This window comes from Trueperaceae bacterium (assembly GCA_023954415.1).
GTDB lineage: Bacteria > Deinococcota > Deinococci > Deinococcales > Trueperaceae > JAAYYF01.
Window position 1 is genome coordinate 17314 of sequence record JAMLIB010000006.1, and the last position, 15631, is coordinate 32944.

14 protein-coding genes and 1 other RNA gene are annotated in these 15631 nt (G+C 66.4%); 9 read left to right on the top strand and 6 right to left on the bottom strand.

Translation table 11 applies throughout. From position 1 onward, the window contains the following. The first annotated feature begins 24 nt into the window (after positions 1-24). The 3 genes from M9914_08710 to M9914_08720 are packed head-to-tail and all read left to right on the top strand — an operon-like array spanning position 25 to position 5789. Positions 25-2259 carry a hypothetical protein gene (locus M9914_08710; protein MCO5174261.1) on the top strand — a complete coding sequence of 745 codons (2235 nt, stop codon included), beginning with the start codon at positions 25-27 and terminating at the stop codon, positions 2257-2259. Next, entirely contained in the window at positions 2256-3389 is a 1134-nt protein-coding gene (locus M9914_08715) for an LptF/LptG family permease (GenBank protein MCO5174262.1), read from the top strand. Before M9914_08710 ends, M9914_08715 begins: the two co-directional genes overlap by 4 nt. Before the next feature lie 51 nt (positions 3390-3440). After that, complete coding sequence (locus M9914_08720) at positions 3441-5789, top strand: bifunctional (p)ppGpp synthetase/guanosine-3',5'-bis(diphosphate) 3'-pyrophosphohydrolase (GenBank protein ID MCO5174263.1); 2349 nt, start codon at positions 3441-3443, stop codon at positions 5787-5789. A 294-nt stretch (positions 5790-6083) separates the two neighbouring features. On the opposite strand, the gene M9914_08725 is transcribed toward M9914_08720, so the two are convergent. The 5 genes from M9914_08725 to M9914_08745 all read right to left on the bottom strand — a co-directional run bounded on the left by M9914_08725 (position 6084) and on the right by M9914_08745 (position 8386). Then, a complete protein-coding gene (locus tag M9914_08725) occupies positions 6084-6476 on the bottom strand; it encodes a DUF86 domain-containing protein (GenBank protein MCO5174264.1) in 393 nt (130 codons plus the stop codon). Next, entirely contained in the window at positions 6454-6981 is a 528-nt protein-coding gene (locus tag M9914_08730) for a nucleotidyltransferase domain-containing protein (protein ID MCO5174265.1), read from the bottom strand. Before M9914_08730 ends, M9914_08725 begins: the two co-directional genes overlap by 23 nt. A gap of 147 nt (positions 6982-7128) precedes the next feature. Further along, positions 7129-7479 (bottom strand): hypothetical protein, encoded by a 351-nt coding sequence (locus M9914_08735; protein ID MCO5174266.1) that lies wholly within the window; start codon positions 7477-7479, stop codon positions 7129-7131. 62 nt (positions 7480-7541) lie between these two features. Next, positions 7542-7790 carry a type II toxin-antitoxin system Phd/YefM family antitoxin gene (locus tag M9914_08740; protein ID MCO5174267.1) on the bottom strand — a complete coding sequence of 83 codons (249 nt, stop codon included), beginning with the start codon at positions 7788-7790 and terminating at the stop codon, positions 7542-7544. Between the two features lie 74 nt (positions 7791-7864). Beyond that, entirely contained in the window at positions 7865-8386 is a 522-nt protein-coding gene (locus tag M9914_08745; protein ID MCO5174268.1) for a helix-turn-helix domain-containing protein, read from the bottom strand. A 669-nt stretch (positions 8387-9055) separates the two neighbouring features. Between M9914_08745 and M9914_08750 the strand changes: the two genes are divergently transcribed. Further along, positions 9056-9583 carry a low molecular weight phosphotyrosine protein phosphatase gene (locus M9914_08750; GenBank protein ID MCO5174269.1) on the top strand — a complete coding sequence of 176 codons (528 nt, stop codon included), beginning with the start codon at positions 9056-9058 and terminating at the stop codon, positions 9581-9583. A 19-nt stretch (positions 9584-9602) separates the two neighbouring features. Here M9914_08750 and ffs read toward each other — a convergent pair. Continuing rightward, positions 9603-9699: signal recognition particle sRNA small type (ffs, locus tag M9914_08755), an RNA gene on the bottom strand. 309 nt (positions 9700-10008) lie between these two features. Here ffs and M9914_08760 point away from each other — a divergent pair. The 5 genes from M9914_08760 to M9914_08780 all read left to right on the top strand — a co-directional run bounded on the left by M9914_08760 (position 10009) and on the right by M9914_08780 (position 15404). After that, positions 10009-10389 carry a prepilin-type N-terminal cleavage/methylation domain-containing protein gene (locus M9914_08760; protein ID MCO5174270.1) on the top strand — a complete coding sequence of 127 codons (381 nt, stop codon included), beginning with the start codon at positions 10009-10011 and terminating at the stop codon, positions 10387-10389. A 1347-nt stretch (positions 10390-11736) separates the two neighbouring features. Further along, on the top strand, positions 11737-12186 hold the full coding sequence (locus M9914_08765; GenBank protein ID MCO5174271.1) for a prepilin-type N-terminal cleavage/methylation domain-containing protein: 450 nt from the start codon (positions 11737-11739) through the stop codon (positions 12184-12186). Further along, positions 12183-12638: a prepilin-type N-terminal cleavage/methylation domain-containing protein gene (locus M9914_08770; GenBank protein ID MCO5174272.1), complete on the top strand. Its 456-nt coding sequence runs from the start codon at positions 12183-12185 to the stop codon at positions 12636-12638. Before M9914_08765 ends, M9914_08770 begins: the two co-directional genes overlap by 4 nt. Further along, positions 12613-13560: a prepilin-type N-terminal cleavage/methylation domain-containing protein gene (locus M9914_08775; GenBank protein MCO5174273.1), complete on the top strand. Its 948-nt coding sequence runs from the start codon at positions 12613-12615 to the stop codon at positions 13558-13560. Before M9914_08770 ends, M9914_08775 begins: the two co-directional genes overlap by 26 nt. Beyond that, positions 13557-15404, top strand: coding sequence for a DUF4900 domain-containing protein (locus tag M9914_08780; GenBank protein MCO5174274.1), 1848 nt, complete (start codon positions 13557-13559; stop codon positions 15402-15404). Before M9914_08775 ends, M9914_08780 begins: the two co-directional genes overlap by 4 nt. Positions 15405-15631 lie beyond the last annotated feature (227 nt).

The window sequence follows — 15631 nt, forward strand, 5'->3', positions numbered from 1 at the left end:
CCCTCGACGGGTCATGATTCCAGGGTGAAGCCTCGCCCGGCGCCCGCACAACAGCACGCGTCACGCCCCGTGGCGGCGCGACGGCGCGGGGCGCGCTCCATGCTCGCCCGGCTGGCCGTCGCCCTGCTGCTCCTCGGCGTCGCCGGGGTGGCGAGCGCACAGTGCTCTCGCGGGCCGCGCACCGCCTCCATCACCCTGCCGGGTTTCCTGGCCGTCTATTACCAGCAGTTCAGCAGCAACGCGGCGGCGGACACGGCCGAGTTCTACGGCGGCGTGTGCGTAACGGCCGTCGGGGGTGAGTGGACGGTCCTCGCCGACCGCGTCCACGTCGGCAAGCTGAGCACCGACATCTTCATCCAGGCCGCCCAGCCGACCTTGTACATGGAGGGTTGGCGCATGTCGGGTGAGGACCTCGTTGCGAACGTCGAACACCTGACGTTGACGGGCGCGCGCTTCACCGGGCCGGACGTCGGCGGGAGCGCGGGCCAACTGGACATCGAACTGGCCACGGGCGCGTTCACCCTCGCAGACCTGGTGTTCACGGGCAGTTCCTTCGCCGTCACGGGCCAGCTCGCCACGCTGCAGGGCGCGGTGCTGCAGGTGGAGGGCGCCGGCGTCACGACCTGCATCGGCCCTGAGCCGCCACCGTTCGCCGTGGAGAGCAGGGTGGCGACCATCGATCTTGACGGGCGCGCGGTGCACCTGAAGGAGGGTCTGTTGCGCGTCGGCAACCTCCGCATCCCGCTGCGCGACGAGGTCGACGTGAACGACAGGACCTTCGCCGACTTCGAGTTCCCCGTCAAGGTGGCCAACGTGGAGGCGAGCTCCACCAGCCCCGCGCAGCGCGGGGAGGGGCTGAGCGTGCGCGTGGTCGGCATCCCGCTCGCGGACGGCGTGACGCTCGAGCTAGGCGCCACGGGCGTCAACCGGCCCGGGCAGACGGCGCCGGTCGCCCTCCTGCGCGCCGCCGCGGACGGCGGGCGCGTGCGGGGCACCGTCGGGTTGGAGGCCGGCGCCCCGTACCTCGACGTCGGCGTGAGCACGCCGCTCGAGCCCTGGTTGACCCTGGCGGTGAGCGCCCGCAGCGGCGCGGCGCCGGCGCGCAGGGCCAGGCACGAGGGGCGCGTCGGGCTCGAAGCGAGCTTGCCGGTGCCCGCCTTGAACGGTGCGGTGGCGGCCGAGGCCTTCGCGGCCATCACCGCCCTCACCGAGCATGCGGGCGCCAGCCAGCCCGAGGTGGCCGGCGCGCGGCTCGGTGTGAGCACGACCTTAACGGCCGGCACCGGCCCGGTGCGGGCCGGGGGGGTGCCGCTCGGCACGTTCGGCGTCGAGGCCCGCGCGCAGGTCACGCGTTACCCCTACGTCTGGGGCGAGAGCGTGACGGTGGGTTCCGCGACGCAGTGGGGCCTGCGCGTCGCCCCGACCTGGCGGTTGAGCACGGGGCCGGTCACCGCGAGCCTCGGTTACGATGCGCGCTTCACGAACGCCGCCTCTCCGTTCGGCACGGCCGTCGACGGCCTCACGGCGCTGCAGCGGGCTACCGGCAGCCTGGCCGTGCAGGGCGGCATCGCCGGGCCGCTGAGCGGCAGGTTGGCGTTCTCCGTCACGTACGACGCGTTCGCCACGCCGAGCCTGCCCGTCGGCTTCAAGCGCCTCAGGGGCACGGGCAGCCTGTCGCTCGCTGCCGAGCCGTGGACCGTCGGCCTGGCCGCCACCGTCGAGACGGCCGGCCTCGTCAACGCGCTTACCGACGTGCCTGCCTTCGTCGAGGTCGACCTGAGCGCCATGCGTCACGGCTGGCCCGTGCTCGCCGCCGGGGCGCCGTACGGCTCGCTGGAGCTCGGCCTCAACGCCCAGTACGGGTTGCTCGCCGCCTCCAGCGGCCTGGAGCGCCTGGAGTTGCGCGCCGGCGTGCCGCTCGCGTTCGAGTCCGTCGAGCTGCGGCCGTTCGTGGCGGTCGATCTCGTCGGCCTGCTCGGCGGCGGCTCGCCCAAGCTGAGCGGCTACGGTCTCGACGCCACGTTCATAACCTGCTGCGGGTCGTTCACGTTGGGCGCGCTCAACACGCGCGGTGCTTGGGGGGCCTCGATCGCCGTCGACCTCGAGCGGCGCCCCGGCGGCGCCGGCGGCACGGCCACGCCTACGCAGCCGGCGCCCGTCGAGGACGGCGAGGGCAACGATGCTTCGACAGGCATCGACCCCCTCGACCCGGGCGACGATGCCGGGACGGACCCGGGTATCATGCCCGGCACGCCATGAGGACGTTCCTCTCCCGCATAGACCGCTACCTGTTGAGGGAGAGCCTCCCGCCCTTCCTCTTCGGCCTGGTGCTCTACGCGAGCCTCGCGGTGGTGAGCGTGACCATCCCGCGCTTGCAATGGATCGTGGGCGCCCCAGTGCTGGAGCTGGGGGTGTGGCTGCTCGTTCAGCTCCCGCAGGCGCTCGTACAGACGCTCCCCATCGCCCTCGTGCTGGCGGTGCTGCTGGCGTTCGGCCGCTTGGCGAGTGAGAACGAGCTCCTGGCCCTGCAGGCCGGAGCTGTGCCCGTCCGCCGCGTGGCGGGGGTGTTCGTCGGGCTCGGCATGGTGTGCGCGTTGGCCGTGCTCGCCATCAACCAGTGGGTGCTGCCGGTGACGAACACCATGGTCACACGGCAGTACTGGGAGCTCACCTCCGGACAGACCGGTCTGTTCCGCTTGGCGCAGCAGGCCCTGCCGGTCGACGACTTCACGTTGCACTTCGCGGCGGCGGCCGAGCGCGGCACTCTCATGCGCGACGTGAGGATCGAGCGCTGGGACGGCGACACCCTTACCCTGCTGCGGGCCGACGAGGGGCGTTTCGAGGGCGTGAACCTCGTGCTGACCGGTTACCGGATAGACGGCTTCGACCTCTCGGCGTTGGACGATGCCACGGGCGACCCTGCGGCCGCGCTCGCGCGCTTGATACGCCTGCGCAACGTGCCGGCCGACCCGAGCTCCGCCCTCACGCTCACGACGAGCGTGACCTTGGACGAGCTCGTGACGCGCTTCGGCGCGGGCGGCTTCGAGGACTACCGCTCCATAACGCAGTTGTGGGAGGACTCGCACCGCGCGGCCGCCTCTGCCACGGAGCGGCGCCGGTCGGCCGCCCTGATGCACCGCAAGCTGGCCGAGCCGTTCACGAACCTCGCGCTGCTGCTCGTGGCCGTGCCGCTCAGCCTGACCTACGCGCGCACGCGCGGCGTGGCGTTCGGCCTGAGCCTCGTGGTGACGCTCCTGTGGTACCTCTTCTACACGTTCGGCCAGCTCTTCGCGCAGACGGGCCAACTGCCCGTGTGGCTGGGGGCGTGGCTCGGCAACCTGGTGTTCGCGGGCCTCGGCCTGGTGCTGCTGGCGCGGCGCGTGCGGTGACCCGGGGCCAACGCCCGCGGGCTCGGCGGTCGCCACGGCGGAAGCCATGCCGTGAGCGCCGCGAGTGGTAACCTCGACACCCTGATGGGCCCCGAGAACGCCGCCTCCGAGCAAGCCGACGACGCACCGGGCTCACTAGCCTCGGCCGGCGGCCACAGGGGCGGTAGCGCCGCGCCGGCTGAGGAGCCAGAGCGAAGCAGGACGGTCGGACCGACCGTGCCCAAGAGCCTCCTGAACGCCACGAGCTACCTGTCCAAGCCGGACGCCGCCAAGCTGGCCGAGGCGTACGCGTTCGCCGAGGAGCACCACCGCGGCATGCTGCGGCGCTCGGGTGAGCCGTTCATCAACCACCCCGTCGCCGTCACGGAGATCCTCGCCGAGATGAACCTCGACATCAGCGCCCTGATGGCCGGGCTTCTGCACGACACGGTCGAGGACACGAGCGCCACCTTCGAGGCGATCGAGGAGCGGTTCGGGGAGACGGTCAGGCGCATCGTCGAGGGCGAGACGAAGATCAGCAAGCTCGCCGTGCGCGTGTACGAGAACGAGCAGGCCGAGAACCTGCGGCAGATGCTCCTCGCGATGACGAGCGACGTGCGCATCATCCTCGTCAAGCTCGCCGACCGGCTGCACAACATGCGGACGCTGCGCTTCATGCCGCCGCACAAGCAGCTCTCGATCAGCGAGGAGACCATCGAGATCTTCGCGCCGCTCGCGAACCGCCTCGGCATCAACCACATCAAGAACGAGCTGGAGGACATCGCCTTCCGCTACCTCGAGCCCGAGCGCTACTTGCAACTGCAGCGGCAGGTGCGCATGCGCCAGTCCGAGCGCGAGGCGTACGTCAAGAAGAGCATCAAGCTCCTCGAGGAGCGCCTGCGGCAGGAGGGCCTCAAGTTCGAGCTCTCCGGCCGCAGCAAGCACCTGTACAGCATCCACCGCAAGATGCTCCGCGACCACCGCAACCTGGACCAGATCTTCGACCTCATGGCCATCCGGGCCGTGCTCGACCCGGGCGAGGGCGACCAGGCGCTGCCCAACGAGGAGGCCGAGAAGGCCGTGTGCTACCGGGCCCTCGGCATCGTCCACTCGCTCTGGACGCCCATCCCCGGGCGCTTCAAGGACTACGTCGCGGTGCCGAAGCCCAACGGCTACCAGAGCCTCCACACGACGGTGATCGGCCTCCTGGGCCAGCCCATCGAGGTCCAGATCCGCACGCGGCACATGCACGAGGTGGCCGAGTTCGGGGTGGCGGCGCACTGGGCTTACAAGGAGGGAGTGGAGGAGACCGCCGAGATCCAGAAGCGCCTCGACTGGATGAAGCAGCTCCTCGAGGTCGACACGAGCTCCGAGGACGCCGACGCGTTCGTCGACGCCGTGAAGACCGACCTCCTCAGCGAGCGCGTGCTCGTCTTCACCCCGGCGGGCGACGTGGTTAACCTACCGCGCGGCTCCACGCCCATCGACTTCGCGTACCACGTGCACACGGAGATCGGGCACCGGTGCATCGGGGCGCGCGTGAACGGCGAGATCGTGCCGCTCAACCACGAGCTCGCCACCGGCGACCGTGTGGAGGTCCTCACCAACCGCTCCAGCCAGTACGGGCCGAGCCAGGACTGGCTCAACATCGTAGTGACGCGCGGGGCCAAGCAGAAGATCAAGCACTACTTCCGCGCGCAGGCGCGCACCATGCAGCTCGACAGCGGCAGGCGCTCGCTGGAGCGTGCGCTGCGGCGGCGCAGCCTGCCGGTGGCGAAGCTGACGTCGCGCGCCAAGCTCGAGGAGGTCGCCAAGCAGCTCATCAACGCCGAGAGCGTCGACGAGCTCCTCCTGGCGATAGACGCCAGCCGCGTGTCGGCCAAGGCCGTCGTCGAGGCGCTCGTGCCAGACCTCGTGAAGGAGCGCCGCCCCTCGCCCGCCGCCGAGGCGCCGAAGAAGAGCGTGAGCGGCGTGTACGTGGACGGGCTGGACGCCCCGGCCAACCTGGCGCGCTGCTGCAGCCCGGTGCGGGGCGACGACGTGATCGGCTACATCACGCGCGGCCGCGGCATCAGCGTGCACCGTGTGGACTGCCCGAACGTCAAGCACCTGATGCTCACGGAGCAGGACCGCTTCGTGCAGGTGACGTGGGACGCGCCGGCGGGCGAGGTCTTCGCCGTTGATTTCGAGGTGCTAGGCATCGACCGCCCCGGCCTCCTCAAGGACGTGCTCGACGTGATCAGCGGCATGAACAAGAGCGCCAGCCGCGTGGCGGCCGACGTGCAGGGCGCCATGCGCGCGCGCATCATGTTCCGCGTGGACGTGAAGGACCAGGCCGAGATCGAGTTCATCAAGGAGAGCGTGGGGCGGATCGCGGACGTGACGCGCGTCTACCGGAGCCGGCCCGGGCTGAAAGCCTGAGGGCGGCCAACGCCGAGGTGCCTCAATACTTCAGAACCGGTCCTCCCGCGACTCCTCGAGAATCGCTTCGGTGCTTGGCGACGACTTTCCGGTGCCATGGCGCTTCCTCAAGTCAGCGAGCCTATCGACCCAACGGGCCATGCCGCCAGCCTCTGGGCTGGGCCCGGCGGCTACCAACCGCGCCTTGACGCGCCCGCGGACGGTGATGAGGACCTCCTGCCCGTAGACCCGGACCGCGGCAGCTCCGAGGGGGATGTAGCAGTCGGCCTCTCGGCTCACCTGCCGCTTGCCCGTTCAACAGGCGCGGTCGTCATCGCCGATGAGGCCGCCCTGTTCCAGCGGCGCTAGGACGGCATCGCCGAAGCGCCTGAGGTCCTGTACCCGATTCTGCAGGGTCTGGAACACTATGTCCAAATCGATGGTCGCGTAGTCGTGAACGAGGATGTTGCGGAAGCCCACCATTCCGGCGAGGTGGCGGTTGTCCTCGCTGGTGAGCCAGCCGTTCTCCATCAAGATATCCATGACTTCGCGCCCAAACAGGGGTTCGCGGTAGCCGGACGCTGAGATGATATGCGACCCGATGTCGAGGCATGCCTCGATCGCCAAGTGCAGTGTCCGTTCAACGAACCGGCGCATGACCTTGTTCTCCTCGAACTCCGCGAAGCTAATCGCCTGGACTGCCTCCAAGTCGCTTATGTAGCCTTCTAGCAGCTTCAACCGTTCTAGTACTAGCGCCCTGTCGACCATCCGATCCCTCCCCTCGACGCAGACGTTCCAGCCTCGCGGCCAGATAGCGCTGCTGGTACGGAAGCATGTCGAAGTAAGCGCGCCTCGCAGCCACCTCGAACGCGATGCGGGCCGGGTCACCTCTCCCCTTCAGGACTACCTTGTTGAATAGGACGTGATGGTTGAAGGTCGGCGAAGTGAGATCGAGGTCGACGATGTCGATTGGTACACGTAGTAGCTTCTCGAGCTGTAGGGCTAGTTCTATCCGGCGCTCCAGGCGCCTGGGCCCATCCGTGGCCGCGATGAACACGATGCCGATGTCGATGTCGCTGCTCCTCCACCGCTCGTTCCTCGTGGCCGAGCCAAACAGATACGCCACGGCCACGTCGTCCTGTTCCGCGAAGTACCGCTCAAGCGCCTTCACGGTATGGGTGACGGCTTGGGCAAGCATCGTGGCAGGGCTCATCGTGTGGTCATGGTACTCCAGCCAACAGCGTCCCCAACGCCTGCGGCTCACCTGCTAGGTCCGACGCGTAGCTGCTGGCACCTTAGCGTCAGCGGTGTCGCCGAGGTGCGCGTGCGTCGGTCTGTCTCTCAACCACCCGTTGCCAGTTCAGACGGCCACGACACGCACCCGGCCCTCCAGGCCGAGGAAGTCCGGTCCGTTGCGCGTGTATAGCGGCAGGTCGTGTGCCGCGGCCGTGGCCGCGATCATCAGATCGAGCCGCCTAGCCCGGGGAAGACGTCCGGAAGCGACGACGAGGCCCACGAGAGACCCGTAGATCCGAGCCTCGGCCGCTCCGAAGGGGATCACCGAAGGGATCGCTGACTCGAGCTCCTGCAGCCGCTCCAGACGGAGCGCCCGCGTGCCGGGGTCGTCCGTGAGATGGGGACCTTGCGAGAGCTCCGCCAAGGTGATCGAGGAGATGGACGCCCTACGGGGAAGAGCGCCTTCTGGGATCACGGAATAGTCGATCACGACCGATGTATCTAGTAGGCCCTTCGGCTCACCTGCCGGTGGCCTGTTCATCCAACGCGATCGTCATCGCCGAAGAACTGGTCTGCTTCACGGCGCATCTGCGCAAGGTCGCCGGCCGGGAACCGGGCGAGGCGTCGCCTCAGCTCGATCGTCGATACGAACGTGTCAACTGGTGGTGGACGCAACTCAGCGACCTCGACGCCACGCCTGGTGATGCGGAAGGTCTCCCCGCGCTCCACCTCGTCCATCACCGCGGCGTTCTGGTTCCGCAGTTCGCGTTGGCTTATCCGTCGCATACGACTAGCGTAGCACACCGTAGCACCAGGTGCTACAGATGATCTCGTGTTACCCTGGCAAGACCGTCCCATGCCTACGTCCCACTCTCAGCGTCCGGCGTATCCACCCATGCCGGCTTGGCGACCACCGCTTGACCGTACCCGTCCTTCGGCGTGAACACGACCTGCACGTGGTAGCCGTAGGCGGAAGCGGCGCGCAGGATGGTGTCCAGTCGCAGGTTGGCGCTCGGCTGCTCGATCTGGTGCGCGCGGGCGCGGCTGATGCCCTGGGCCTCGGCCGCGTCGCTCAGGCTGAACTCGTGCCGTTCGCGCATGGTGCGTAGCGCTTCGCCGATGGAGTCTTCCAAGAAGTCAACCAAAACATCGTCCCAGAACTCCTGGAAGCTGGCGTAGGCGATCGCCCCTTCGGCCGGCAGTTCCCGGTTGATGATGCCGGTTTCGACCTCTTCCGAGGTGAACATGGCATTGACTTCGTTGATCACCGCTAGCGTCTCGGCATCGTAATCGTAATCGTCGTCGTTGTCTTCTCGGGGCTCAGGAGCGTCGGCGTGCTGAGGGAGGCCGCCCGAGGTGCGTTCATCCCATTTCAGACTCATTGCTCATCCTCCGTTCCAAACGAATGGTTGCGCTCAGCAACCAAGGTTCCGGCGGCATAGTCCCGCAACAACCGCTGGGCTTGTCGGAACTTGTCCGAGCTCGGAGCCGAGCTTCCCGGTGGCTTGATCTCCGCGTTGAATATCACGATGTCATCGACGCTCCAAAACGCCAGATAGACTCGGGCACCGCCTTTATGCCCACCTCGCGTAGGTCGCGGTTCACCTGAAGCAGCCCAGGACCGCTTCCCGAATGGCGGACAAAGCGCAATGCAACGCTCATATCGGGATGCTTGCAAGCCAGCGCGCTGCTGTTAAGCTATACCTAGACACAAGACAAGGTCAAGTAGGCAGTACCCCAGGGAGCCTCCCTTCTTGTCCGCTCGCGGCACCCGCCACTTCCTCTTGGCGGGCTCATCGGCGCCGGCCTCGACCGCCCCCTTCCTCTTGCGCACCCGCCGCTTCAACGATCGTGCCGCGCCCGGTGACCGCCTCGACCCCCTTGCCGCCCGCCTTGGACGCGGCCGTGAGGCCGGCTTCCGTCTCCTGCGGCTACCTGCTCGCGCGAGTTCTGGCGGCAGACGCCTAGGTAGGCCCCCACGAACGCTTCGTGCTCGGGGCCGCTGGGAGGTGCGGGTGCGGCTAGAAGCTCGAAGGGTTACCATCCAGCCGATGATGGCCGCGTCCAGGGCGCAACCGCCCGCCAAACTGGCGATCCTGTTCGTCTGCATGGGCAACATCTGCCGCTCGCCCACCGCGGAGGCGGTCTTCCGAGCCAAGCTGACGGAGGCCGGCCTAGCGGACCTGGTAGAGGTCGACTCGGCCGGCACTCACGCCTACCACGTGGGGGACCAGCCCGACCCGCGCTCGGTGGCGGCAGCTGCGCGGCGCGGTTACGACATGCAGAGTCTGCGCGCCCGCCAGCTGAGCACCTACGACGCCGAGCGCTTCGACTACGTACTGGTCATGGACAAGGGCAACTACAACACCACGCTGCGCGCGCTGGGCGGGGCGGAGCCCGGTGAGGGGCAGCGGGCGCGGGTGAGGCTGTTCCTGGAGTTCGCACCCGGCGTGCGCGAGGTGGAGGTGCCCGACCCGTATGTGGGCGGGCCGGAAGGCTTCGAGCACGTGCTCGACCTGATCGAGGCCGCGAGCGACGGGCTGCTGGCCGAGGTACGAGCGAGGCTCGAAGATCGATGAAGCGGTGGGGAAGGGGAAAGCCCCACCGGTTGCCAACGGCACCTGACGATCACCCCTTAAGGCTGCTTCTTCCGACCTGACCTGGTTCGGGGGTCGCCACCGCGTTGGGCCGGTGGGGCGAAAGGGATGGTAACACGGCGGCGAGGGGGTGGCGCTAGACCGGCCGTCCGGGGGTCGACCGGACGGTTCCGAGCTCCTCATGAGGGTTGTGGGGTACCTCACAAACGTCGATTTATGGCGTGTGGAGCAGGGTCGTTAGGCCCGAGCCCAGGAGGGCGCCCAGCCAGCTCATGGGAAATGTAAGAACTGCGTAAGGATGCCTTGCTAGGCTCCTCTCAGCACGGGCAAAGCTCGTGCCGTACTAACCAGGCGGACGGGTCATCATCCATCCATCATCCCGGACGCCGTATCGGAAGGAGCGCATCATGCGCAACCGTAAGACGCAAGGCTTCACCCTCATCGAGCTGCTGATCGTTATCGCGATCATCGGCATCCTCGCCGCGGTGCTTATTCCGAACCTACTCAATGCTCGTAATCGTGCGAATGACACCGCCACGACGGCCTTTCAGAGGAATGTTGTGACGTGGCTGGCTGCGGCGGATACGGCTGCTACTACGCCCGCTGCCCAGACTGCTCTTCAGGGCATTACGACCTGCACCGATGCATTGCTCGTTGCTGAAGGCGGTGCGGCAGCGTTGCCAAATGCGGTCACTAGTTGCGCCATCTCGTACGCTCCTGGTACTAGGCGCTACACGGTTACTGTAGCGTCCAGGGGCGGCGGACCGATTCCTGACCTCCAGTACTAAGTAGCGATAGATTTCTCAAGCGTCCGCCCCGGTGAGGGGCGGGCGCTTTCTTTATCGCCATACTTAGAGGCATGCGTCATGTGTATCGGAAGCACCTTGATTCTGATACGCCTACGGCTTACGTTCGTTGCGGGCAGGCGTTGTAAGAGTAGGAAGGCACCGGCAGAAGCGCCGGCAGCGAGCGTTGCAACGATCCCTGGAGACTAGGTGGGGTCAGTCCCATCATTGCTGAACGCCTCCCCATCGGCGCGCATATCGGCGGGGCTCTCCAACACGCCCACAGCGCCGTCCAGCAACTGCCGCTTCCAGGCGCTCACCTGGTTAGCGTGCACGCCTCACTCGCAGGCGATCTCGGCGGTGATGCGCTCCTCGGGTGCCGCCTCCAACGCCACTTTCGATTTGAAGGCAGGACTATTGCTCCGACGCTTACTTGGCCGAGACACCTCTCTCAGGAGCCTAACGGCTCCACCTGAGAGGGTGGGCAACCATTGGGGACCAGGGCCAGTTACGGTAGCTCCGGCCGACTATTAACTACCTACAGCGCTAGCGTTCCATCGGAGGCGAAATGCAATGCGTCATTCGTTACGGATAGTAATCATCCTTTGGCCTCACTCCATCGTCGGAATCCGCCTTAAATACGAATCCTTCACGCCTCATTACGTCTATGCGACTTGACCATTTCGTATGCTGGCGCTGGCTATCGGGATAGCTGTTCCTGCGGCCATAGCCGTACTCTATGGTCTGGCCCTCGCCGTGAAAGAAGCTTCTGAAGGTAAATGGGTTGAAGATCGCCCACATGTAGACCAATTGAGTAGCTAGGCCAGTGACTCGGTAAACGAACACGAATGAGGCTGGCGAGATGTGGCCGGATCCAAGAAGCGAAGCCAAACAAAGCGCCAAGGCCAAAAAGATAACCAAAGCAACAACTGGAATCCAGGAACGCGTCCGAGCTACGGCCGCGATGAAGAGAGTCAATGCAACGATGACAGAAAAGGCGTCCATAGGCTCTAAGCTTTAGGTTACCATAACCGCTAAAGAGCCATAATTGATGGGACTGCCCCCGGGCAGTCGGCCTTGACTACCAGAGGGGAGTAGCCCCGGCGTGGCAGCCAGGCCCGGACCAGCTACTCACAGACTTACAAGCAGTGCATTTCGTTCGGGCACCGAAAAGTTGAAGTAATCGTAACCGCTCTTGGAGGCCATGGGAGGGGGCCAAGCGCTCCCCTTGTCGGGGGTGAACGTGGCTGCCGCTGCATTCCATTATGGTAGAGACACAAACTGACTCGTTGGAATGGCAATCGCAACGATTGAACGGGGGGAGGAGAAGTCTCAATGCAGCGAAGTCTCATGAAGAGACGAGAACACGCGGCCGGGTTCACATTGATTGAAGTCTTTATAGTCCTTGCCGTCTTCGGCATCCTCGCGGGCCTGGCAAGCTGGGGTCTCGCTGGCCTGAGGCAGCGCGAAGCGGTCGATTCGTCCGTCTTCACCCTGCAACAAGACATCAACCGCATCCGGACGGAGGCTACGAAGGATGGCGACAGCCACCGCCTTACGGTCCTGTCGGGCAGCCAGTACGCGTTGGCTAGGCGCTCAGGCGCAACCTGGGTTACGCAGGCCACCAAGACGCTGAGCAGCGGCGTTGCGTTCGTGGCGCCGTACACCAACTACACGGTGGAGTTCGACTCGCGCGGCTTCGCGACCTTCTCCCCGGCGGGCCTGACGTTCCGCGTTTCGGATGGCACCACCACGAAGTCGGTCATGCCGGCCATGAGCGGCATCTCGAGGGTCTGGTGAGAAGCGTGCGGCAGCCTGAGCGCACGAAGGGCCTCACGCTGGTCGAGGTGCTCATCGCCCTGATGATCATCACGGTGGTGGTCGCGGCCTCCGTACCCATCATCATCTCGTCCATGCAATCCAGCGCCGACAACCGCATCCGGGCGCAGGCCGTGGCAGCCACCGAAGTGTGGCTCGACCGGTTCCGCGCGAAGTCGCTGGACTTCTCGACGTTCTCGGCGGGTGTGGATTACCCGTACGATTACGACTTCGGCGCGGACCCGACGTTCGTTGCGGCGGCCGACCCGAACCCGGCGGCGTTGAACGCCGAGTGGCAACCCTTCTCGTACAGCGTGAGGACGACCACTTTCACCACGGATCCGCTCATCTGGCGGGTGGACGTGGCGACCACCTACCGACGAACCAACCAGGCCGAGGGGACCTTCGATGTCTCGACACTCATCGAACAGTAAGGCAGCCGGCTTCACGCTGGTGGAGATGCTCATCTCCGCGGCCATCGCCCTGATAGTCCTCGGGATCGCCGGTTACGCGCTCACGACCTCCTTGAGGACGAAGGCCCGTGAGACCCAGTTGGTGGAGGTGCAGCAGAACGTCCGCGCGGCCATGCAGCTGGTATCGCAGGATATCCGCGCCGGGGCCTTCACGCGGCTCTGGAACAGCCCGGCGTGTTCTTACGGCGTTTGTAGCTCCGGTGATCGGATCGCGGTCGTTACCACAGACGGGGTCATGACCACCGTCGCGGCCAATCCGGGGGTCACGTTCTCCGGGGTGACGCAGACGAACGTCTGCGATGCCCGCCAATTCCAGGTGGGCGATCTGGCCATCGTCTCCAACGGCTCCAACTCGCAGTTGGTCGAGATCACGCAAGTCGAACTCCTAGCTAACCATGCGCAGCCTTGCTCTACGACGGGAAGCGGCAACCGCGACCGCATACGCCACGCGGCAGACAGTATCAGCGGCATCTGGTCCACGACGAACTACGTGTTCCGCACGGCGTTGGCAACCTACAGCCTCCAACCCGACCCGGTGGACGCGTCCCGGCAGGTGCTCTACCGCCGCACGGGCCTGAGCGCGGAGCGCGCCCAAAGCGGCATCGTGGCCTTCGACATCGCCGAGCTGCGCTTCGAGTACGGCGTTCCGGTAGACCCAACGGCCGCCGCCTCGACGCTCGTCTTCTACGACGACCTGGCGGCGGCGGCAACTGCCATGGGCGGAGGTTACACGGTGAACCCGCGCGACACGACAGACACCTACATAGGTGAGGAGATCCGCGCCGCCCGCGTGACGATCACAGGGCGCACGCCCGGGCCGCTGCCCTCGACCGGAGCGCCGGGCGAGTTCACGCTTACCGAGACGGTGGAGTTCAGACGATGAGGATACGAACCGGTACACGGCAACGGGGTTTCGCGCTGGTCACGTCGCTGATCGCGCTAGTGCTCGTCTCCGCGATCATCGCCCTACTAGCGTTCATGTCCGTCTCCGACCTCAGGCAGGCGCGGGCCACCGTGGTGCAGATGCAGGCCCGGGCCATAGCCGAGGCGGGGGAGACGTACGGACGCTACGCGATGAGCGTGGCCGCCCAGCCCACCATCCGGTCGGAGCTGCGCGGGCTGATGACCGTTAACGCGAACCCAGAGACCCAATGGGTGATCAACTCCACGCGCTGGACGGACGCGAGCAACCGGATCCAAGCGGCGCTCAACGCCTCGTTCCAGACCGTCGCCGCGGCGAACCTGAACGGCATCGGCTCCGCGCAGGTGGCCTACGAGTTCAAGAACTTCCGCGGCGGCACCCGCTCGCGCTCCTCGCAGACCTACCTGGTCGATTACCGCGTCGTGTCCACGGGTACCGCCGCTGATGGCGTGCGCCGCGTCGAGGACCTCGGTGTACTGGAGATCCAGCTCGGCAAACCTTCGCTCTCCCAGTACCTGTTCCTGGTAGACAACGCCCAGGGCAACAACGGGTTCTTTCCCACGGGGACGGTCTTCAACGGACCGGTGCATGCCAACGGCAACTGGGGGTTCTGGGGCAAGCCCGTCTTCATGGATACGGTGACGACGGCCGCTGACGGCGCCTACTTCTGGAACGCCGGCGGGACCTGCTCGGGGGGCAACCCGACGTACGTCCGAGGAGACTCCAGGCCGCCCTGCACGGTTCCAGACTTCAGGAAGGGCTTCACGCGGAGTGCCCCCTCCGTGGACCTGCCCACTTCCGCCATGTCGCAGCAGCGCGCGGCGCTGGGCTTGGACCCTGAGGTAACGAGCTCGCCGAGCGCCGCCCAGATCTGCACGGCTCTGGGCCCCGGGGTCTGCAACGCCGGCAACGTGCTGCCGAACGGTGTGTACCTCCCCAACTCAGGTGGCGTCATCACGGGCGGCATCTACATCCAGGGCGGCGTCACCGAGCTTCTCCTCGATGGCAGCAGCAGGGACGGCCGGCAGGTCTACCAAGTCAGACAAGGTACGCGCACCTGGACCATCGAGCTCAACTACCTTACGAACCAGACCAGGGTGACCACCACCCCAGGCGGCTTGACGACCGTTTACACGGGTTTGCCGAACGGCACCACGCCGGTCGGGTCCGGCGGCCCCACTGGCCAGATCTACGTGACCGGCCAGATCGATTCGCTGATCGGCCCCGGCAGGACCGGAGCGGTAGGGAGCAACGCCCCGGACCATCCGGTACCGAGCCAGATCCGCCCGGCCCTGGCCCTGGAGACGGAGTTGAACATCACGGCCGTGAACGCGATACGGCTGCGCAGCGACCTGGTCTACGAGTGCGACCCGGCGGCGCTGGGCAGCAGCGCCTACCTGGCCGCCAACCCGAGGTGCAACGTGGGTGCGGGGAACAGCGTAGACACGGTGCTCGGCGTGATGTCGTTGAACGACAACGTGGAGATCACGACCAGCACCCCCGACGAGTTGTTCCTGTGGGGCTCCTACCTGGCCGGCAGGTCCAACAGAGGGCTCACGGTGGAGAACTACAACACCCGGGCCGCTCAGGGCAAGCTGCGGCTCTTCGGCGGCCTCATCCAGTCCGTCGATCAGTTCCGCGGCACCATCAACAACAACGGTTCGCTCCGGACAGGCTACATCGAGACCTACGACTACGACCTGCGCTTCGCGAACGGTGCCGTTGCCCCACCGAACTTCCCGACGGTGCGCACGTTCGACGTGCAGACCCTGATCCCCGTCGCCCTGGGGTTCAGGGAGTACTAGCGGCGTCACCTTCTCCGCAGCCCGCTAGAGGCGCGTGTCGCAGGGTCAATCTGTGACCCTGCGACGCGTTCTTCGTGGGTCCTACGAGGCTCGCAGAGTTCCCGCTGTCGGCTGTGGTCAACTTCACACTGCGGTACCAGGAACCCCGTTCACCACGCGTATCCCCTAGCAGGGGGTGAGGAACGCAGGAGGCTGCGCATAGACTCCGGCCTATGGAAGACCTCCCG